General features: G+C 63.9%; 9 protein-coding genes, 3 tRNA genes, 2 rRNA genes and 1 other RNA gene. 3 read left to right on the top strand and 12 right to left on the bottom strand.

The genetic code is table 11. The features are described from left to right. Nucleotides 1-158: 158 nt before the first annotated feature. Together rnpB and H7A13_02210 are read right to left on the bottom strand one after the other, a co-directional pair. An RNA gene (gene rnpB / locus H7A13_02215) (RNase P RNA component class A) lies at nucleotides 159-515 on the bottom strand. Nucleotides 516-704: 189 nt separating this feature from the next. Further along, nucleotides 705-1,352 carry a carbonic anhydrase gene (locus H7A13_02210; GenBank protein MCP5332163.1) on the bottom strand — a complete coding sequence of 216 codons (648 nt, stop codon included), beginning with the start codon at nucleotides 1,350-1,352 and terminating at the stop codon, nucleotides 705-707. 293 nt (nucleotides 1,353-1,645) lie between these two features. Here H7A13_02210 and H7A13_02205 point away from each other — a divergent pair, with 293 nt between their 5' ends. Both H7A13_02205 and ribA read left to right on the top strand, forming a co-directional pair. After that, nucleotides 1,646-2,290 (top strand): TIGR02281 family clan AA aspartic protease, encoded by a 645-nt coding sequence (locus tag H7A13_02205; GenBank protein MCP5332162.1) that lies wholly within the window; start codon nucleotides 1,646-1,648, stop codon nucleotides 2,288-2,290. A gap of 89 nt (nucleotides 2,291-2,379) precedes the next feature. Beyond that, on the top strand, nucleotides 2,380-2,997 hold the full coding sequence (gene ribA / locus H7A13_02200; GenBank protein ID MCP5332161.1) for a GTP cyclohydrolase II: 618 nt from the start codon (nucleotides 2,380-2,382) through the stop codon (nucleotides 2,995-2,997). Nucleotides 2,998-3,017: 20 nt separating this feature from the next. On the opposite strand, the gene dxs is transcribed toward ribA, so the two are convergent. From dxs to H7A13_02175, 5 genes are all read right to left on the bottom strand, one after another. After that, nucleotides 3,018-4,928 (bottom strand): 1-deoxy-D-xylulose-5-phosphate synthase, encoded by a 1,911-nt coding sequence (gene dxs / locus H7A13_02195; GenBank protein MCP5332160.1) that lies wholly within the window; start codon nucleotides 4,926-4,928, stop codon nucleotides 3,018-3,020. A gap of 96 nt (nucleotides 4,929-5,024) precedes the next feature. Next, entirely contained in the window at nucleotides 5,025-5,924 is a 900-nt protein-coding gene (locus H7A13_02190; protein MCP5332159.1) for a polyprenyl synthetase family protein, read from the bottom strand. Then, nucleotides 5,921-6,151 (bottom strand): exodeoxyribonuclease VII small subunit, encoded by a 231-nt coding sequence (locus tag H7A13_02185; protein ID MCP5332158.1) that lies wholly within the window; start codon nucleotides 6,149-6,151, stop codon nucleotides 5,921-5,923. The genes H7A13_02190 and H7A13_02185 overlap by 4 nt, the downstream gene beginning before the upstream one ends. A 56-nt stretch (nucleotides 6,152-6,207) precedes the next feature. Further along, a complete protein-coding gene (locus H7A13_02180) occupies nucleotides 6,208-8,898 on the bottom strand; it encodes a cation-transporting P-type ATPase (GenBank protein MCP5332157.1) in 2,691 nt (896 codons plus the stop codon). Nucleotides 8,899-8,905: 7 nt separating this feature from the next. Further along, nucleotides 8,906-9,529 (bottom strand): class I SAM-dependent methyltransferase, encoded by a 624-nt coding sequence (locus tag H7A13_02175; protein MCP5332156.1) that lies wholly within the window; start codon nucleotides 9,527-9,529, stop codon nucleotides 8,906-8,908. A 226-nt stretch (nucleotides 9,530-9,755) separates the two neighbouring features. Here H7A13_02175 and mgtA point away from each other — a divergent pair, with 226 nt between their 5' ends. Beyond that, nucleotides 9,756-12,293: a magnesium-translocating P-type ATPase gene (gene mgtA, locus H7A13_02170; protein ID MCP5332155.1), complete on the top strand. Its 2,538-nt coding sequence runs from the start codon at nucleotides 9,756-9,758 to the stop codon at nucleotides 12,291-12,293. Between the two features lie 53 nt (nucleotides 12,294-12,346). On the opposite strand, the gene H7A13_02165 is transcribed toward mgtA, so the two are convergent. From H7A13_02165 to H7A13_02145, 5 genes are all read right to left on the bottom strand, one after another. Further along, nucleotides 12,347-12,422 (bottom strand) — tRNA-Thr (locus H7A13_02165). Nucleotides 12,423-12,544: 122 nt separating this feature from the next. Beyond that, a 5S ribosomal RNA gene (gene rrf / locus H7A13_02160) occupies nucleotides 12,545-12,660 on the bottom strand. A gap of 98 nt (nucleotides 12,661-12,758) precedes the next feature. Then, a 23S ribosomal RNA gene (locus H7A13_02155) occupies nucleotides 12,759-15,681 on the bottom strand. 226 nt (nucleotides 15,682-15,907) lie between these two features. After that, nucleotides 15,908-15,983: transfer RNA gene (locus H7A13_02150), tRNA-Ala, on the bottom strand. A gap of 41 nt (nucleotides 15,984-16,024) precedes the next feature. Continuing rightward, nucleotides 16,025-16,101 (bottom strand) — tRNA-Ile (locus tag H7A13_02145). Between the last annotated feature and the right edge of the window lie 44 nt (nucleotides 16,102-16,145).

Raw genomic sequence — 16,145 nt, 5'->3', positions numbered from 1 at the left:
TTTTAATCATATAGATAAAATTATTATCAAGCACTTGCCAACCAAAGCAAAACAGTCTCGCAAGTGTGGAGCAAGACTGGCGCGAAACCGACCCGCGCAGACAGATTGCAGTCGCCGTGCAACGGTTCAATCGAAGCAGAGATGAGAAGGGGAAGGGTGCATGGAGCCGGCCGATAAGCCGGGTTCTGTCGAGGACAATCATTCATCTGGGCCGCGAATCACTCCGCGGCTCTAGCGACCTACCCGAATCCGGTGCGGGCCGCACCGATGGATTCCTATTTGGTCTTGCTCCGGGCGGGGTTTGCCATGCCACGCGTGTTGCCACCCGTGCGGTGCGCTCTTACCGCACCATTTCACCCTTACCACACCGACGATGTGTCGCCAGCGGGCGGTATCTTTTCTGTTGCACTTTCCGTGGGCTCGCGCCCCCCAGGCGTTACCTGGCGCCCTGCCCTGTGGAGCCCGGACTTTCCTCCCCACCTGCAACCAGGCAGAGCGATTGTCTGGCCAACTCCATGCCGCACCAGCTTAACCAACTCGGCACACCGGCGACAAGCCTTTCGGCCCAGACAAGGTCACTGTTTTTTCATTCTGGCATCAAAAATGCTGACAGACTGGAGGCAGACCCAATGAAAACCCCGGTGGGTGTGCACCGGGGTTTTCTTTTTTGTGTGACGCTTCGCCAGCAGACGGCATGAAACAGCTCAGCACAGCCATCGGAATTGACCACTGGCTCTGTCCAGCTCTTCGAGGGCGGCTGAGTCGGGATCAAAATACCAGCCACGCAATCGCAATGTCCCCTCGTTCAGGCGCGCGGCGATGAAGGGATAGCGCTCGAGGTTGTTCAGCGACAACGACAGCGCCTTGCGGCTCAACTGGTCGACCTGCCAATCGAGATCGCTGCGGAACCCCGCGCGCAACACCTGTTCGGCAGCCTGCTCGGCGATTTCGGTCCACTCCGCCAGCGGATGGCTGGCCAAAGAGCCATCGATCAGACGGTGCAGCAGCGTGCGCAGGCCGTTGCAGCGACCATGCCCCATGACGATCAGCTCTTCGACATCGAGGTAACAGACGCCATATTCGAGCGCTGCCGGGGTCTCCTGGTAGTGCTTGTCGGGCTGGCAGGGCGGAATCAGGTTGGCAACGTTGCGCACCACGAAGATGTCGCCGGCGTCGGAGTTGGTGATGATGGCCGGATCGAACCTGGAGTCACAGCAACCCACGACCATCACCCTTGGCGTCGACAGATTCTGCATCTTCAGCTTCTGCTGCCCATGGTGGCGCGCCAGATACTCCTGCTTGAAGCTGGCAAAACCGTCGATCAGCGCGTCGATGTCAGACTTCGACTGCATCGTTCCATCACCGCGCAGGGCAAGATGGCGAGAGTGGGACAGCATGGGAATCAACCTCCATGAACACAGGGCATTTCTCAAAAAATACTCAAGACAAGTTACATGCCAATGATGCATGGAGGCCCATTCCGGCCGATGGGAAGCCCCGTTGCGGTTTTTCGACACCATCCTGCGCCAGATTGGGGCGACAGCGCCGCGCGGAGGCCAAGTCGAGTGCATCCGAACGGGTGACCGCCATTCACATCGGCAGCGGGCGTGCTAAGGTTTATTCAGGCCCAATCTGGATGAATCCCATGCGTCGTACAGCCTGGATCACACTGCTGCTTCTGACCGCACCAGTCACCGCCTTCGCCAGGGCACCAGACATTGCCATCTCCGGACTGTTCAATGGCGCGGCACTGCTGACCATCAATGGTCAACCGAAGATGTTGCGGGTGGGCGAGCCGGCCTACGCCGGAGTCCGCCTGATTTCGGCCGATCCGCATGGGGCCGTGGTCGAGGTGAATGGCGAGCGCAGGCCGTTGCGGCTCTCGGAGCAGATCGGCGACCGCTTTGTGCCAAGAGAGCGCGCACGGGCCACCATCGTGCCGGATGCCCGGCAGCAATACCTGACCCAGGGCAGCATCAATGGTCTGAGCGTCTCCATGCTGGTCGACACCGGCGCCACGGCCATCGCCATGAGCGAAACCGAGGCACGTCGGCTTGGCATCGACTTTCGCTACCGGGGCGAAGAGTCCATGGTCACCACGGCCAGCCACCAGGTGAGAGCCTACCGGGTCGTGCTGGAGCAGGTGACGGTCGGTGAGATCACCGTACATCAGGTCGAGGCGGCCATTCTCGAGGGTGATCTGCCCGAGCAGATCCTGCTGGGGATGAGCTTTTTGCGGCACGTCGAGCTCTCCGAACGTCAGGGCATGCTGGAGTTGGTCGAAAAATAACCTGAAACGCCCAGCCGGCTCAGCAGGGCATTCGCCTCGGCTGCGTGTTCGTTGCTAAAATCGCCGGCTTGCTGTTCAAGAGGTGGCGTGTGGCAGTCCAACATATCGCATCGGCGGCACTACCCACTCCCTGGGGGGAGTTCGAGGTGCATGCCTTCGAAGACAAAGCGACCGGCAAGGAGCATCTGGCGCTGACACTGGGGTCGATCGGCGGCGGTGAGCCGGTGCTGATCCGGCTGCATTCGGAGTGTCTGACCGGCGACGCGCTGTTCAGCCTGCGTTGCGACTGTGGCTCACAGCTGCAAAGCGCGCTGCAGCAGATTGCCGAGACCGGCCGCGGCGTGCTGCTCTACCTGCGCCAGGAAGGACGCGGCATTGGTCTGATCAACAAGATACGGGCCTATCACCTGCAGGATGGCGGCGCCGACACCGTCGAGGCCAACCAGCGGCTCGGCTTCGAGCCCGATCTGCGTGACTATGGCATGTGCGGTGAAATGCTGGCATGGCTCGGCGTCAGCCGGGTGCGGCTGCTGACCAACAATCCGCGCAAGGTCGAACAACTGCAACGGCAAGGGGTCGAGGTGGTGGAGCGAATTCCGCTGGAGACCGGCCAGAACCCGCACAATCTGCGCTATCTGGCCACCAAGGCCGACAAGCTCGGCCACCTGCTCGACCGCAGCGGCATGGCCCGCTGCGACGAGGAGTGATCTCGCCCGTCCACACGGTCTCACCCCAGCCCTGCCGCGCTCTCCCGACGCGGCAGGCGCGCCTCGACCGACCGACAGATGCCCTCGGCATCCAGCCCGCATTCGGCCAGCAGCGCAGCCGTTTTGCCATGGTCGATGAAGCGGTCCGGCAGACCGAGATTGAGCGGCGCCATCAGCACGCCGTGTGCGGCCAGGCACTCGTTCACCGCTGAACCAGCGCCCCCCATCACCACATTCTCTTCGATGGTCACCAGCAGCTGGTGGCTTTCGGCCAGCCGCAGCACCAGCGCTTCATCGATCGGTTTGACGAAACGCATGTCAACCACGGTGGCGTCGAGCCGTTCGGCGGCGGCAAGCGCCGGGCGCACCATCGATCCAAAGGCCAGCAGCGCCACCTCGCGTCCTTGGCGCCGCACCAGAGCGCGGCCGATCTCCAGCGCGCTCATCGCCTCGACCACCTCGGCCCCCGGCCCCGTGCCGCGCGGGTAGCGCACGGCCGCGGGTCCTGGATGGATGAAGCCGGTGCAGAGCATCTGCCGCGTCTCGTTCTCGTCCGATGGCGCCATCACCAGCAGATTCGGAATCGCGCGCAGGTAGCTCAGGTCGAAGCTGCCGGCATGGGTGGCGCCATCCTCGCCCACCAGACCGGCGCGGTCGAGCGCAAACAGCACGTCGAGATTCTGAATGGCGACATCGTGGATCAACTGGTCATAGGCCCGCTGCAGAAAGGTGGAGTAGATCGCCACCACCGGCTTGGCCCCTTCGCAGGCCATGCCGGCAGCCAAGGTCACTGCATGCTGCTCGGCAATGCCGACATCACAGTAACGCTGCGGATAGCGCTGCGAAAAGGTCACCAGATCTGAGCCCTCGGCCATCGCCGGGGTGATGCCGATCAGCCGCGGCTCCTGCTCCGCCATGTCGCACAGCCACTGGCCAAAGATGCTGGAGTACTTCTGTCCCTTGTTGACGACAGTCAAAAGCTCGCCCTGCCGGGTCTCGAGCTTGGAGATGGCGTGGTAACCGATCGGATCCTGCTCGGCCGGTGCGAAGCCCTTGCCCTTGCGGGTGATCACATGCAGCAGTCGCGGACCCGGCAGAAATTTCATGTCGCTCAGCGTCTTGACCAGCGCCGGCAGGTCGTGGCCATCGAGCGGACCGATGTAGTTGAAGCCGAGCTCCTCGAACAACACACCGGGGGCCACCATCCCCTTCATGTACTCCTCGGTGCGGCGCGCCAGCTCCCAGAATGGCGGAATGCGGCTCAGCAGCCGCTTGCTGCCCTGGCGCACCGAGTTGTAGGTCTTGCCGGCCCAGATGCGCGCCAGATATTGCGATAGCCCGCCGACATTGCGCGAAATCGACATGTCGTTGTCGTTCAGCACCACCAGCAGGTCATTGCCGACGTGGGCTGCATGGTTCAGTGCCTCGAAGGCCATGCCCGCGGTCATCGCCCCATCGCCGATCACCGCCACATGGTGGCGCTGCTCGCCCTTGAGCCTGCTGGCCAGCGCCATGCCGAGTGCGGCACCGATCGAGGTGCTGGAGTGGCCGACACCAAAGGTGTCGTAATCACTCTCGCTCCGCTTCGGAAAGCCGGAGATACCCCCCTGCTGACGCAGCCCGGCCATGGCCTCGCGCCGACCGGTCAGAATCTTGTGCGGATAGGCCTGATGGCCGACATCCCATACCAGCCGGTCATGCGGCGTGTCGAACACATAGTGCAGCGCGATGGTCAGCTCGACCACGCCCAGACCGGCGCCGAAGTGGCCACCGGTCTGGCCGACGGTGTAGAGCAGATACTCACGCAGTTCACGGGCGAGCTGCGGCAACTGCTGCTCCGGCAGGTCACGCAGCTGCGCCGGGATGTCGATCTGATCGAGCAGCGGCGTGGCTGGCCGCTGTCTAGGAATTTCGTCAAAAGTGACCGGCATGGTTCAGCCCGACAAAACGCGGCGACAACAGAAATTGATTTGATTGCAAATCATACCACCGTCGGCCGCTTTCACTCTCATGCCGACCGGCGCCGTTCAGTGGCTGCGCTGCTGCAACTGCTCGCACAGTGCGCGCAGTGGCCAGGCCCGACTGCCGAGGGGTTCGAGCGCCGCCAGCGCCTGCTGATGCAGCGCTTCGGCCCGCGCCTTGGCCTCATCCATGCCCAGCAGCCGCGGATAGGTCAGCTTGCCACGCGCGGCATCGGCACCCTGCCGCTTGCCGAGCAGCGCCGTCTCACCCTCGACATCGAGAATGTCATCCCGGATCTGAAAGGCCAGCCCCAAGGCCGCGGCATGACGATCGAGCGCCGTGAGCCGCAGCGCATCCTGCTCCCCTGCGGCCAGTGCACCCAGTCTGACACTGGCGCGCAGCAGTGCACCGGTCTTGCGTGCATGCAGCGACTCCAGTTCGGCCAGCGTCAGCGGCGGGTCATGGCGCGCCTCAACGGCCAGATCGAGCGCCTGTCCGCCCACCATTCCGCCACCACCGGCCGCCCGCGCCAGCGTCAGCACCATCGCCATGCGCAGTTCGACGCTGGGTTGGCTGGCTGTCGCCAACAGTTCGAAGGCCAGGCTCTGCAAGGCATCGCCGGCCAGAATCGCACTGGCCTCGTCAAAGGCGATGTGGCAGGTGGGACGGCCACGGCGCAGGTCGTCATCATCCATCGCCGGCAGGTCATCATGCACCAGCGAATAGCCATGGATCAGCTCGACCGCCAGGGCCGGCAGCTCCGCGACCTCTGCCGTGCCACCACAGCTTTCGCAGGCCGCATGGACCAGCAGCGGACGAATCCGCTTGCCACCGCCCTGCATCGCATGGCGCATCGCCTCGAACAGGCGGGCCGCCGCCGGATCGGCCGCGGGCAGGTGGTGGTCGATCAGCGCTTCGAGCCGCCGCCGATGTGGGTCGGCCCACTGGTCGAAGGCTGCACTCATTCCGCCGGCTCGAAGGGTTGGCGGGTTTCGCCATCGGCGAGCAGGATCTCCACCTTCTGCTGGGCATCCCGCAGGCTGCCCTGGCATTCTCGTGCCAGCTTGACGCCCTGCTCGAACAGGTCGAGCGCCTCCTCGATCGGGATGTCACCTCGTTCGAGCGTGGTGACCAGACTCTCCAGCCGGGTGAGTGATTGATCGAAGTCGCTCTTTTTGCGCTTGGTGGTCATGGGGGACAGATGCATCGGTTCAAACTTGAATGGTAGCGCAGTCTGGGTCGATCTCCCTAGCCCGCCGCCACCTGGCTCCACCGCCGCCGCACCGCCTTGCGCGCCTCTTCCAGCGCCAGCATCGCGAGCGGGAACGGCAGCATGAACCACCACGCATCCATCGCCAACGGCGCGGTGCCGAACAGCGCGTTGCCCCAGGGCGTGTAGAGGATTGCCGCCAGCAGCAGCAGTTCGAAGCCGATGCCCCAATACAGCAGCGGGCTCGGCCGGCCGTTGCCGGCGAACAGCCCGCCGCGCGCGGAGCGGCACAGCCAGACGTTCGCCACCTGCATCAGCACGATGGCGGCCAAACACGCGCCGGTGGCGGCGCGGTACAGCGGGTCGGTGGGCGCCAGCTGCTGTCCGTACTGCCAGCCGCCCGCGTGCAGCACGAAGAAGTAGGCCGCCATGGCGGCGCCGGCTTCGAGCAGACCCAGGAACAGGTAGGCGCGTGCGATCAGCGCGCCGTCGATCAGCCGTTCGCTGGCGCGGCGCGGCGGGCGCTGCATCACCTGCGCGGCGGGCCGTTCTGCGCCGAGCGCCAGCGCCGGCAGCATGTCGGTGCCCAGATCCACGGCCAGAATCTGGATCACCGTCAGCGGCAGCGGGATGCGCAGCAGCGCAAAGGCGAGGTAGGGCACCACCTCGGGGATGTTCGAGGTGAGGATGTAGGTGAGGAACTTGCGCAGGTTGTCGAACACGCCGCGCCCTTCCTCGACGGCGGCGACGATGGTGGCGAAGTTGTCGTCGAGCAGCACCATGTCGGCCGCCGCCTTGGCGACATCGGTGCCGGCCACGCCCATGGCGATGCCGATGTGCGCCTCGCGCAGCGCCGGGGCGTCGTTGACGCCGTCGCCGGTGACGGCGACGATCTCGCCGCGGCGCTTGAGCGCCGCGACGATGCGCCGCTTTTGTTCGGCGCTGACGCGGGCGAACAGCACCTCCGGCCCGTCGAGCAGCAGTTGCAGCTCGGTGTCGGTCAGGCGCGCCAGGCGCTCGCCGCTGACCACCGTCGAGTGCTCGCTGTTGGCCAGACCGATCTGCCGCGCCACCGCCAGCGCCGTGCGCGGATGGTCGCCGGTGACCATGATGGTGCGGATGCCGGCACTGCGGCAGCGGGCGATGGCGGCCGGCACTTCGGGTCGCGGCGGGTCATGCAGGGCGACGAGGCCCGCCAGCACCAGGTCGCGTTCGAGCTGCTCGGGCGTGGCGCCAAAAGCGGTGACGGGCGCGGTGTCGGGCGCGACGGGGCGGCTCGCCAGCGCGATCACCCGCAGTCCGTCCGCCGCGAGCTGCGCCTCGGCGGCCAGCACCGCCGCGCGCGCGGCATCGGTGAGCGGCACGATCGCGTCCCCGTGGCGCACGGCGCTGCACAGCGGCAGCAGCGCTTCGAGCGCGCCCTTGGCGTAGAGCAACCGCTCGCCGCCCTGCCGCACCAGCACCGCCATGCGCCGGCGCTCGGAATCGAACGGCAGCACCTGCAGGATCTCCACCGCCGGCGCGCCGCCGCGCTCGCGCGCAAAGTCGATCAGCGCCGCCTCCAGCGGGTCGAGCGCTGCGACATCCACCGCCGCCTCCGCCGCCAGTGCGTGGCAGTGGGCGGCGACCGCCAGCAGCGGCGCGTCCGGCGGGGCAGTCCATTCATCGACCGCGACGCTGTTGCCATCCACGTGCAGCCGCTGCACGCGCAGGCGGTTCTCGGTCAGCGTGCCGGTCTTGTCGGTGCAGATCACGGTGGCGGAGCCGAGCGTCTCCACCGACGGCAGGTGGCGGATCAATGCCCGACGCCGCGCCATGCGCTGCGCGCCCATGGCGAGCGCCAGCGTCACCGTCGGCAGCAGCCCCTCCGGCACGTTGGCGACGATGATGCCGATGGCGAACAGCACGTTGCCCCACAGCGGCAACCCGAGCGCCTGGCCGATGGCGAAGAAGGTCACGCCGAGCGCCACGGCGAGCGCCGCCACCCAGCGCGACAGGCGCGTGATCTCCTGCTGCAACGGCGACAGCCCCTTACTCGTGGCCTGCGTGAGCTGCGCGATGCGCCCGAACTCGCTGTGCATGCCGGTGGCGAACACCACCGCGCGCGCCTCGCCGGCCACCAGCGCCGTGCCGGCCAGCAGCAGGTTGCGCGCGTGCAGTGCCTCCGCGGCCGTGGAGGGCTCGGCCGACACCGTCATCGGCAGCGCCTCGCCGGTCACCGTGGCGGTGTTGACGCGCGCCGCGTAGGCCTCCAGCACCCGGCAGTCGGCCGGCACCTGATCGCCGGCACCCAGCAGCACCACATCCCCCGGCACCAGCTCGCGCGCCGGCGCCAGGCGCACCACGCCCGCGCGCTGCACCCGCACCGCGTGCGGCAGCAGGCGCTGCAGGGCATCGAGTGCCCGCTCGGCGCGGTACTCCTGCCAGAACGAGAACGCGCCGTTGATGACGATCACGCCCAGGATCGCCGCGCCCAGCGTGGCCATGCCCTGCCCCGGCTGGTAATGCTCTGCAACGAACGCCAGCGCCGCCGCCAGCCACAGGATCAGCGCGAAGAAATGCGTCACCTGCCGCGCCGCGCCGCGCCACAGTGGTTCCCGCGCCGAGGCTTCCATTTCGTTGACACCGAAGCTGGCGAGACGCCGCGCGGCCTCAGCCTCGCTCAGACCCTCCGCTGTCGTATTGAGGCGGGCCAGCGCTTCATCGATCGGCAGCGCATACAGGTGCATCGCCAGGTCACTGACCCTTGACCGCCTGTCCCATCGAAATGTAGCCAGCGAAGCGGGGCATGCCCTCGGCATAGTTGCTGTCGAGCTGCTCGATGGCAAAGCCGCCCTCGGCCAGACAGTCAGCGATCGGGCGGTTGAGGTGGCAGCCGCCGAAGAGACGCTTCCAAAGCGGATTCAATCGATCCTGCCATCTGGAGACTGCCACATCGGGTGCCCGGCCATGCTCGCAGAACAGCAATTTACCGCCCGGTTTCAACACCCGCGCCATCTGCTGCAGCGCCAGGCGCCAATCCGGAATGGTGCAAAGGGTAAAGGTCAACAGCACGGTGTCGACGCTGTTGTCTTCGAGCGGAATCTGCTCGCCCGGCAGATCAAGCCAGCGCACCTCGACTGCGGAGCGGGCCAGGTTGCGCTGAGCCCGACCGCGCATCCCGGCCGAGGGTTCCAGCCCCCAGACCAACTCGACCTGACCGGAGTCATACAGAGCCAGATTGTGCCCGGAACCGATGCCAACCTCGAGCACCCGGCCTCGCGCCAGCGGCACGATCTTCGCTCTCAGCGCCATCACATCGCGTGTCGAGCAGGCCAGATCGAGCAGACCCGGCAAGATCTTCTCTTCATAAAAAGCCATAAACACACCTCGGAACCGGTCGGACAGTAAAGGAGACACTCCCGAAATCCATGAGCAGCAACCCACCGGCACAGTAAAAGAGCGGCATCACTTTCTCAAGCATCCGTATCGACGATGCCGCTCGCTTCCGCAACAGCAACTCGAATCGGCAACAGACCACGACAGTGGAAAAATCGATACACTTGGCCCATTGACCGGTTATCAATGCCATCAATGGGATCGTCTCATGGCCGATGAAGCGCTGGATGCCTACTGGTCCCTGCCAACACCGAAACTCCATGCCGCACTGCACAGTGGCGCAGCCGGTCTGACCAGCAGCGAAGCCGCCCGCCGCCTTGCCGAGCACGGCCCGAACCGCCTGCCGGACGGCCCGGCGCTGGCGCCGCTGGCGCTGCTGCTGAAGCAGTTCACCGATCCGCTGGTGCTGATCCTGCTGTTCGCCGGCCTGCTGTCGCTCTACCTGCACGAGTGGCTCGACGCCGCCATTGTGCTCGGCATCGTGCTCGGCAGCGGCGGGCTCGGCTTCGTGCAGGAGTACCGCGCCTCGGCGGCGGTGGCGGCGCTGCGCGAACAGGTCGCGGCGCGGGTGACGGTGCTGCGCGACCGCGCGACGGTGAGCCTGCCGGCCGAGGCAGTGGTGCCGGGCGACGTGGTGCAGCTCGCCGCCGGCAGCCTGATTCCGGCCGACGGCGTGCTGCTGGAGGCGAAGGATTTTTTCGTCACCGAGGCGGTGCTGACCGGCGAGACCTTCCCGGTCGAGAAAACCCCCGGCACGGCACCGCCGCAGGCGGGCCTCGCCGAGCGCCACGGCTGCGTGTTCATGGGCACCTCGGTGCGCAGCGGCACCGCCCGGGCGTTGATCGTCGAGACCGGTGCCGGCACGGCGTTCGGCGCCATCGCCCACCGCCTGCGCCGGCGCGCGCCGCCGACCGAGTTCGAGCTTGGCATCCGCCGCTTCGGCGCGCTGCTGACGCAGGTGATGGTGGCGCTGACGCTGGCGGTGTTTGCCATCAACGTCCACTTCGAGCGGCCGGTGGTGGAGGCGCTGCTGTTCTCGGTGGCGCTGGCGGTGGGGCTGTCGCCGGAGCTGCTGCCGGCCATCATGACCCTCACGCTGTCGCACGGCGCCCGCGCCATGGCCCGCCAGGGCGTGATCGTGCGCCGGCTCGCCGCCATCGAGAACCTCGGCAGCATGGATGTGCTGTGCACCGACAAGACCGGCACGCTGACGGCGGGGGTGATCAAGCTCGACGGCGCACTGGGTGGCGATGGGCAGCCCTCGGCGCGGGTGGCGCAGCTCACCTACCTCAACGCCCACTTCGAGACCGGCATCGACAACCCGCTCGACGCCGCCATCGAGGCGGCCGGCGTGCCGGCCGGGCTCGATCCCGCCGCCTGGCGCAAGCTCGACGAAATCCCCTACGACTTTCTGCGCAAGCGCCTGTCCATCGTCGCCGCCGGGCCGGATGGCACGCCGACGTTGCTGACCAAAGGCGCCTTCGCCAGCGTGCTGGCAGTGTGCGAGCGCCTGCGCCTGGGCGAGGCCGAAGTCGCCCTCGACGACGCGCAACGGGCCGCCCTCGAACAGCGCTTTGCCGCGTGGAGCGAACAGGGTTACCGCGTGCTCGGGGTGGCCAGCCGCAGGCTCGACGAGCGGCCCGCCTACCACGCGAGCGACGAGACCGGCCTCTGCTTCGAGGGCTTTCTGCTGTTCTTCGACCCGCCCAAGCCCGGCATCGAGCGCACGCTGGCCGACCTCGGGCGTCTGGGCGTGGCGGTCAAGATCATCACCGGCGACAACCGCCTGGTGGCGGCGCACCTGGCGCGCGAGGTGGGCATCGCGGAACCGGTGGTGCTGACCGGCGCGCAGATCGACGACATGCGCGACGAGGCGCTGTGGCAGCGGGTGGTCGACACCGACCTGTTCGCCGAGGTCGACCCGAACCAGAAGGAGCGCCTGATCCTGGCCTTGAAGCGCTCCGGCCACGTGGTGGGGTATCTGGGCGACGGCATCAACGATGCGCCGGCGCTGCACGCCGCCGATGCCGGCATCTCGGTCGATCAGGCAGTGGACGTCGCCAAGCAGGCGGCCGATTTCGTGCTGCTGCAGCACGATCTTGACGTGCTGTGCCGCGGCATCGAATTCGGCCGCAGCACCTTTGCCAACACGCTCAAGTACATCTACACCACCACCAGCGCCAACTTCGGCAACATGATCAGCATGGCGGCGGCGAGCCTGTTTCTGCCGTTTTTGCCACTGCTGCCGAAGCAGATCCTGCTGAACAATTTCCTGTCCGACCTGCCGGCGATGGGCATCGCCACCGACCGGGTGGACGCGGAGGCCGTGCAGACGCCGCACCGCTGGAACGTGGCCGCCATCCGCCGCTTCATGCTCACCTTTGGCCTCATCAGCTCGCTGTTCGACGGCCTCACCTTTGCGCTGCTGCTGTGGTTGACCGATGGCGCACCGGCCCACTTTCGCACCGGCTGGTTCGTGGAGTCGCTGCTGACCGAGCTGTGGGTGCTGCTGGTGGTGCGCACCGCCCGCCCCGCCTGGCGCAGCCGGCCGGGCACGCTGCTGTGGAGTCTGACGCTGGCGCTGACCGGCGTTGCGATCGCGCTGCCCTACCTGCCGGCGAGCCACGCGCTGTTCGAGTTCACGCCGCTGCCGGCGAACGTGCTGGCGGCGGTGCTCGCCATCACTGCCGGCTATCTGGTGTGCACCGAGTTCGCCAAGCGAAGGCTGTTCCGCACGCTGTTGTGAGCGGCACGCAGAGCCGGGGAAACCTTGGCGAGATGCCAGAAGAGGAGGGAACATGGAGCTGGCGAGAGGACTTGAACCCCCGACCCGCTGATTACAAATCAGCCGCTCTACCAACTGAGCTACGCCAGCAGCTTCGGCACTGCGCCGAGCCGGAGAATTCTAGTGCAAGGCCCTCTGGCCGGCAACTGCGGTGCAGTGTTTCATCAAGCACAAAAGCCCCGTTGTTGAAGCGGGGCTTTTGTTTTTTGGGAGCCTGACGATGACCTACTCTCACATGGGGAGACCCCACACTACCATCGGCGATGCATCGTTTCACTTCTGAGTTCGGAATGGGATCAGGTGGTACCAATGCTCTATGGTCGTCAGGCAAACTGACGGCTTGCTTGGTGCAAGCCAGATTCTCCCACCCTGGGGTGGGCCGGCCATGACGGTGTGACTCGATCGGATTCTTTCTTCGGTGTGTCACCCAGACTTCTTGGGTGTTATATGGTCAAGCCTCACGGGCAATTAGTACGGGTTAGCTCAACGCATTGCTGCGCTTACACACCCACCCTATCAACCACGTAGTCTTCATGGTTCCTTTAGGGGAGCTCGTGGCTCCCGGGAGATCTCATCTTGAGGCGCGCTTCCCGCTTAGATGCTTTCAGCGGTTATCGCTTCCGAACGTAGCTACCCGGCAATGCCACTGGCGTGACAACCGGAACACCAGAGGATTCGTCCACTCCGGTCCTCTCGTACTAGGAGCAGCCCCTCTCAAACCTCCAACGCCCACGACAGATAGGGACCGAACTGTCTCACGACGTTCTGAACCCAGCTCGCGTACCACTTTAAATGGCGAACAGCCATACCCTTGGGACCGGCTACAGCCCCAGGATGTGATGAGCCGACATCGAGGTGCCAAACACCGCCGTCGATATGAACTCTTGGGCGGTATCAGCCTGTTATCCCCGGAGTACCTTTTATCCGTTGAGCGATGGCCCTTCCATACAGAACCACCGGATCACTAAGTCCTACTTTCGTACCTGCTTGATCCGTCGATCTCGCAGTCAAGCACGCTTATGCCTTTGCACTAACCGCATGATGTCCGACCATGCTTAGCCCACCTTCGAGCTCCTCCGTTACTCTTTGGGAGGAGACCGCCCCAGTCAAACTACCCACCATACATGGTCCCCGACCCGGATTACGGGCCCAGGTTAGAACGTCAAGCACATCAGGGTGGTATTTCAAGGTTGGCTCCATGCGATCTGGCGACCACACTTCAAAGCCTCCCACCTATCCTACACAGACGAACTCAACGTTCAGTGTAAAGCTATAGTAAAGGTTCACGGGGTCTTTCCGTCTTGCCGCGGGAACGCTGCATCTTCACAGCGATTTCAATTTCACTGAGTCTCGGGTGGAGACAGCGCCGCTGTCGTTACGCCATTCGTGCAGGTCGGAACTTACCCGACAAGGAATTTCGCTACCTTAGGACCGTTATAGTTACGGCCGCCGTTTACCGGGGCTTCGATCAAGAGCTTCGCTTTCGCTAACCCCATCAATTAACCTTCCGGCACCGGGCAGGCGTCACACCCTATACGTCCTCTTACGAGTTTGCAGAGTGCTGTGTTTTTAATAAACAGTCGCAGCGGCCTGGTTTCTTCGACCGCCCCAGGCTCCAGACGCAAGGTCCTTCACCCGAAGCGGCGTACCTTCTCCCGAAGTTACGGTACCATTTTGCCTAGTTCCTTCACCCGAGTTCTCTCAAGCGCCTTGGTATTCTCTACCCGACCACCTGTGTCGGTTTGGGGTACGGCCTCTCGTTGCCTGAAGCTTAGAAGTTTTTCCTGGAAGCAGGGCATCAACCACTTCTCCCTCCGTGGAGGGATCGTCATCACGTCTCAGGATTGTGCGCCCGGATTTGCCTAAGCACACTCCCTACTCGCTTAAACCTGGACTACCAACGCCAGGCTGGCCTAGCCTTCTCCGTCACTCCATCGCAGCAACGAGCGGTACAGGAATATTAACCTGTTTGCCATCGATTACGCCTTTCGGCCTCACCTTAGGATCCGACTCACCCTGCCCCGATTAACGTTGGACAGGAACCCTTGGTCTTTCGGCGAGGGGGTTTTTCACCCCCTTTGTCGTTACTCATGTCAGCATTCGCACTTCTGATACCTCCAGCAAGCCTCTCGACTCACCTTCATCGGCCTACAGAACGCTCCTCTACCACTTGGCAATGCCAAGTCCGCAGCTTCGGTGGACAGTTTGAGCCCCGTTATATCTTCCGCGCAGGCCGACTCGACCAGTGAGCTATTACGCTTTCTTTAAAGGATGGCTGCTTCTAAGCCAACCTCCTGGCTGTCTGTGCCTTCCCACATCGTTTCCCACTTAACTGTCACTTGGGGACCTTAGCTGGCGGTCTGGGTTGTTTCCCTTTTGACGACGGACGTTAGCACCCGCCGTCTGTCTCCCTCGCTGACACTTCCTGGTATTCGAAGTTTGCATCGGTTTGGTAAGTCGGGATGACCCCCTAGCCGAAACAGTGCTCTACCCCCAGGAGTGATACGAGAGGCGCTACCTAAATAGCTTTCGAGGAGAACCAGCTATCTCCGAGCTTGATTAGCCTTTCACTCCGATCCACAACTCATCCGAATCTTTTTCAACAGATTTCGGTTCGGGCCTCCAGTTGGTGTTACCCAACCTTCACCCTGGTCATGGATAGATCGCCCGGTTTCGGGTCTATTCCCAGCGACTATGGCGCCCTATTAAGACTCGGTTTCCCTACGGCTCCCCTATACGGTTAACCTCGCCACTGAGAATAACTCGCTGACCCATTATACAAAAGGTACGCAGTCACCCGTCCGCAGACAGGCTCCCACTGCTTGTACGCACAGGGTTTCAGGGTCTATTTCACTCCCCTCTCCGGGGTTCTTTTCGCCTTTCCCTCACGGTACTGGTTCACTATCGGTCAGCTGGGAGTATTTAGCCTTGGAGGATGGTCCCCCCATCTTCAATCAGGATACCACGTGTCCCGACCTACTCGTTTTCATCGGCAATGCCCTTTCGTGTACGGGGCTGTCACCCGCTATGGCCCCACTTTCCAGAGGGTTCCACTAGAACAATGCCAACTTAAGGGCTAATCCCCGTTCGCTCGCCGCTACTAAGGGAATCTCGGTTGATTTCTTTTCCTCCGGGTACTTAGATGTTTCAGTTCCCCGGGTTCGCCTCGCACACCTATGGATTCAGTGTGCGATACTCAGGTTTTCCTGAGTGGGTTTCCCCATTCGGACATCTCCGGATCAAAGCTTGTTTGCCAGCTCCCCGAAGCTTATCGCAGGCTTCCACGTCCTTCATCGCCTCCAGCTGCCAAGGCATCCACCCTGTGCGCTTGTTCACTTGACCATATAACCCCAAGAGGTCTCGGTCAGTGACACACATACATTCAGAATCCTATCGCTTGAGTCACACTCAACGCCAATCAAACCTGCTCGCGCAAGCCCGATTCGCGTGATTCGTCATAGCCAGATTGTTAAAGAGCGTTCTGCCAGAGGACAGAGAACGATGGACTCAGGAAATCCGCCGTTCTCTCTTCTCTATCTGTGATTTCAGTCTTCTTCCCAGGCGCTCTCATCAGGTGGTGGAGCCGAGGAGGATCGAACTCCTGACCTCCTGCGTGCAAGGCAGGCGCTCTCCCAGCTGAGCTACGGCCCCGGTCGACCCGATGCGCACGCACGCCGCACCCCTGCGCCATCTGGTGGGTCTGGGCCGATTTGAACGGCCGACCTCACCCTTATCAGGGGTGCGCTCTAACCAACTGAGCTACAGACCCAGATTGACCCGCGATCTTCCATCAGAAAGAACCGAAATCTTCGA

It is taken from the genome of Pseudomonadales bacterium, from assembly GCA_024234215.1.
In the GTDB taxonomy this organism is placed as follows: Bacteria; Pseudomonadota; Gammaproteobacteria; order Pseudomonadales; family UBA5862; genus JACKOQ01.
This window is presented reverse-complemented; position numbering and strand designations above follow the sequence as displayed.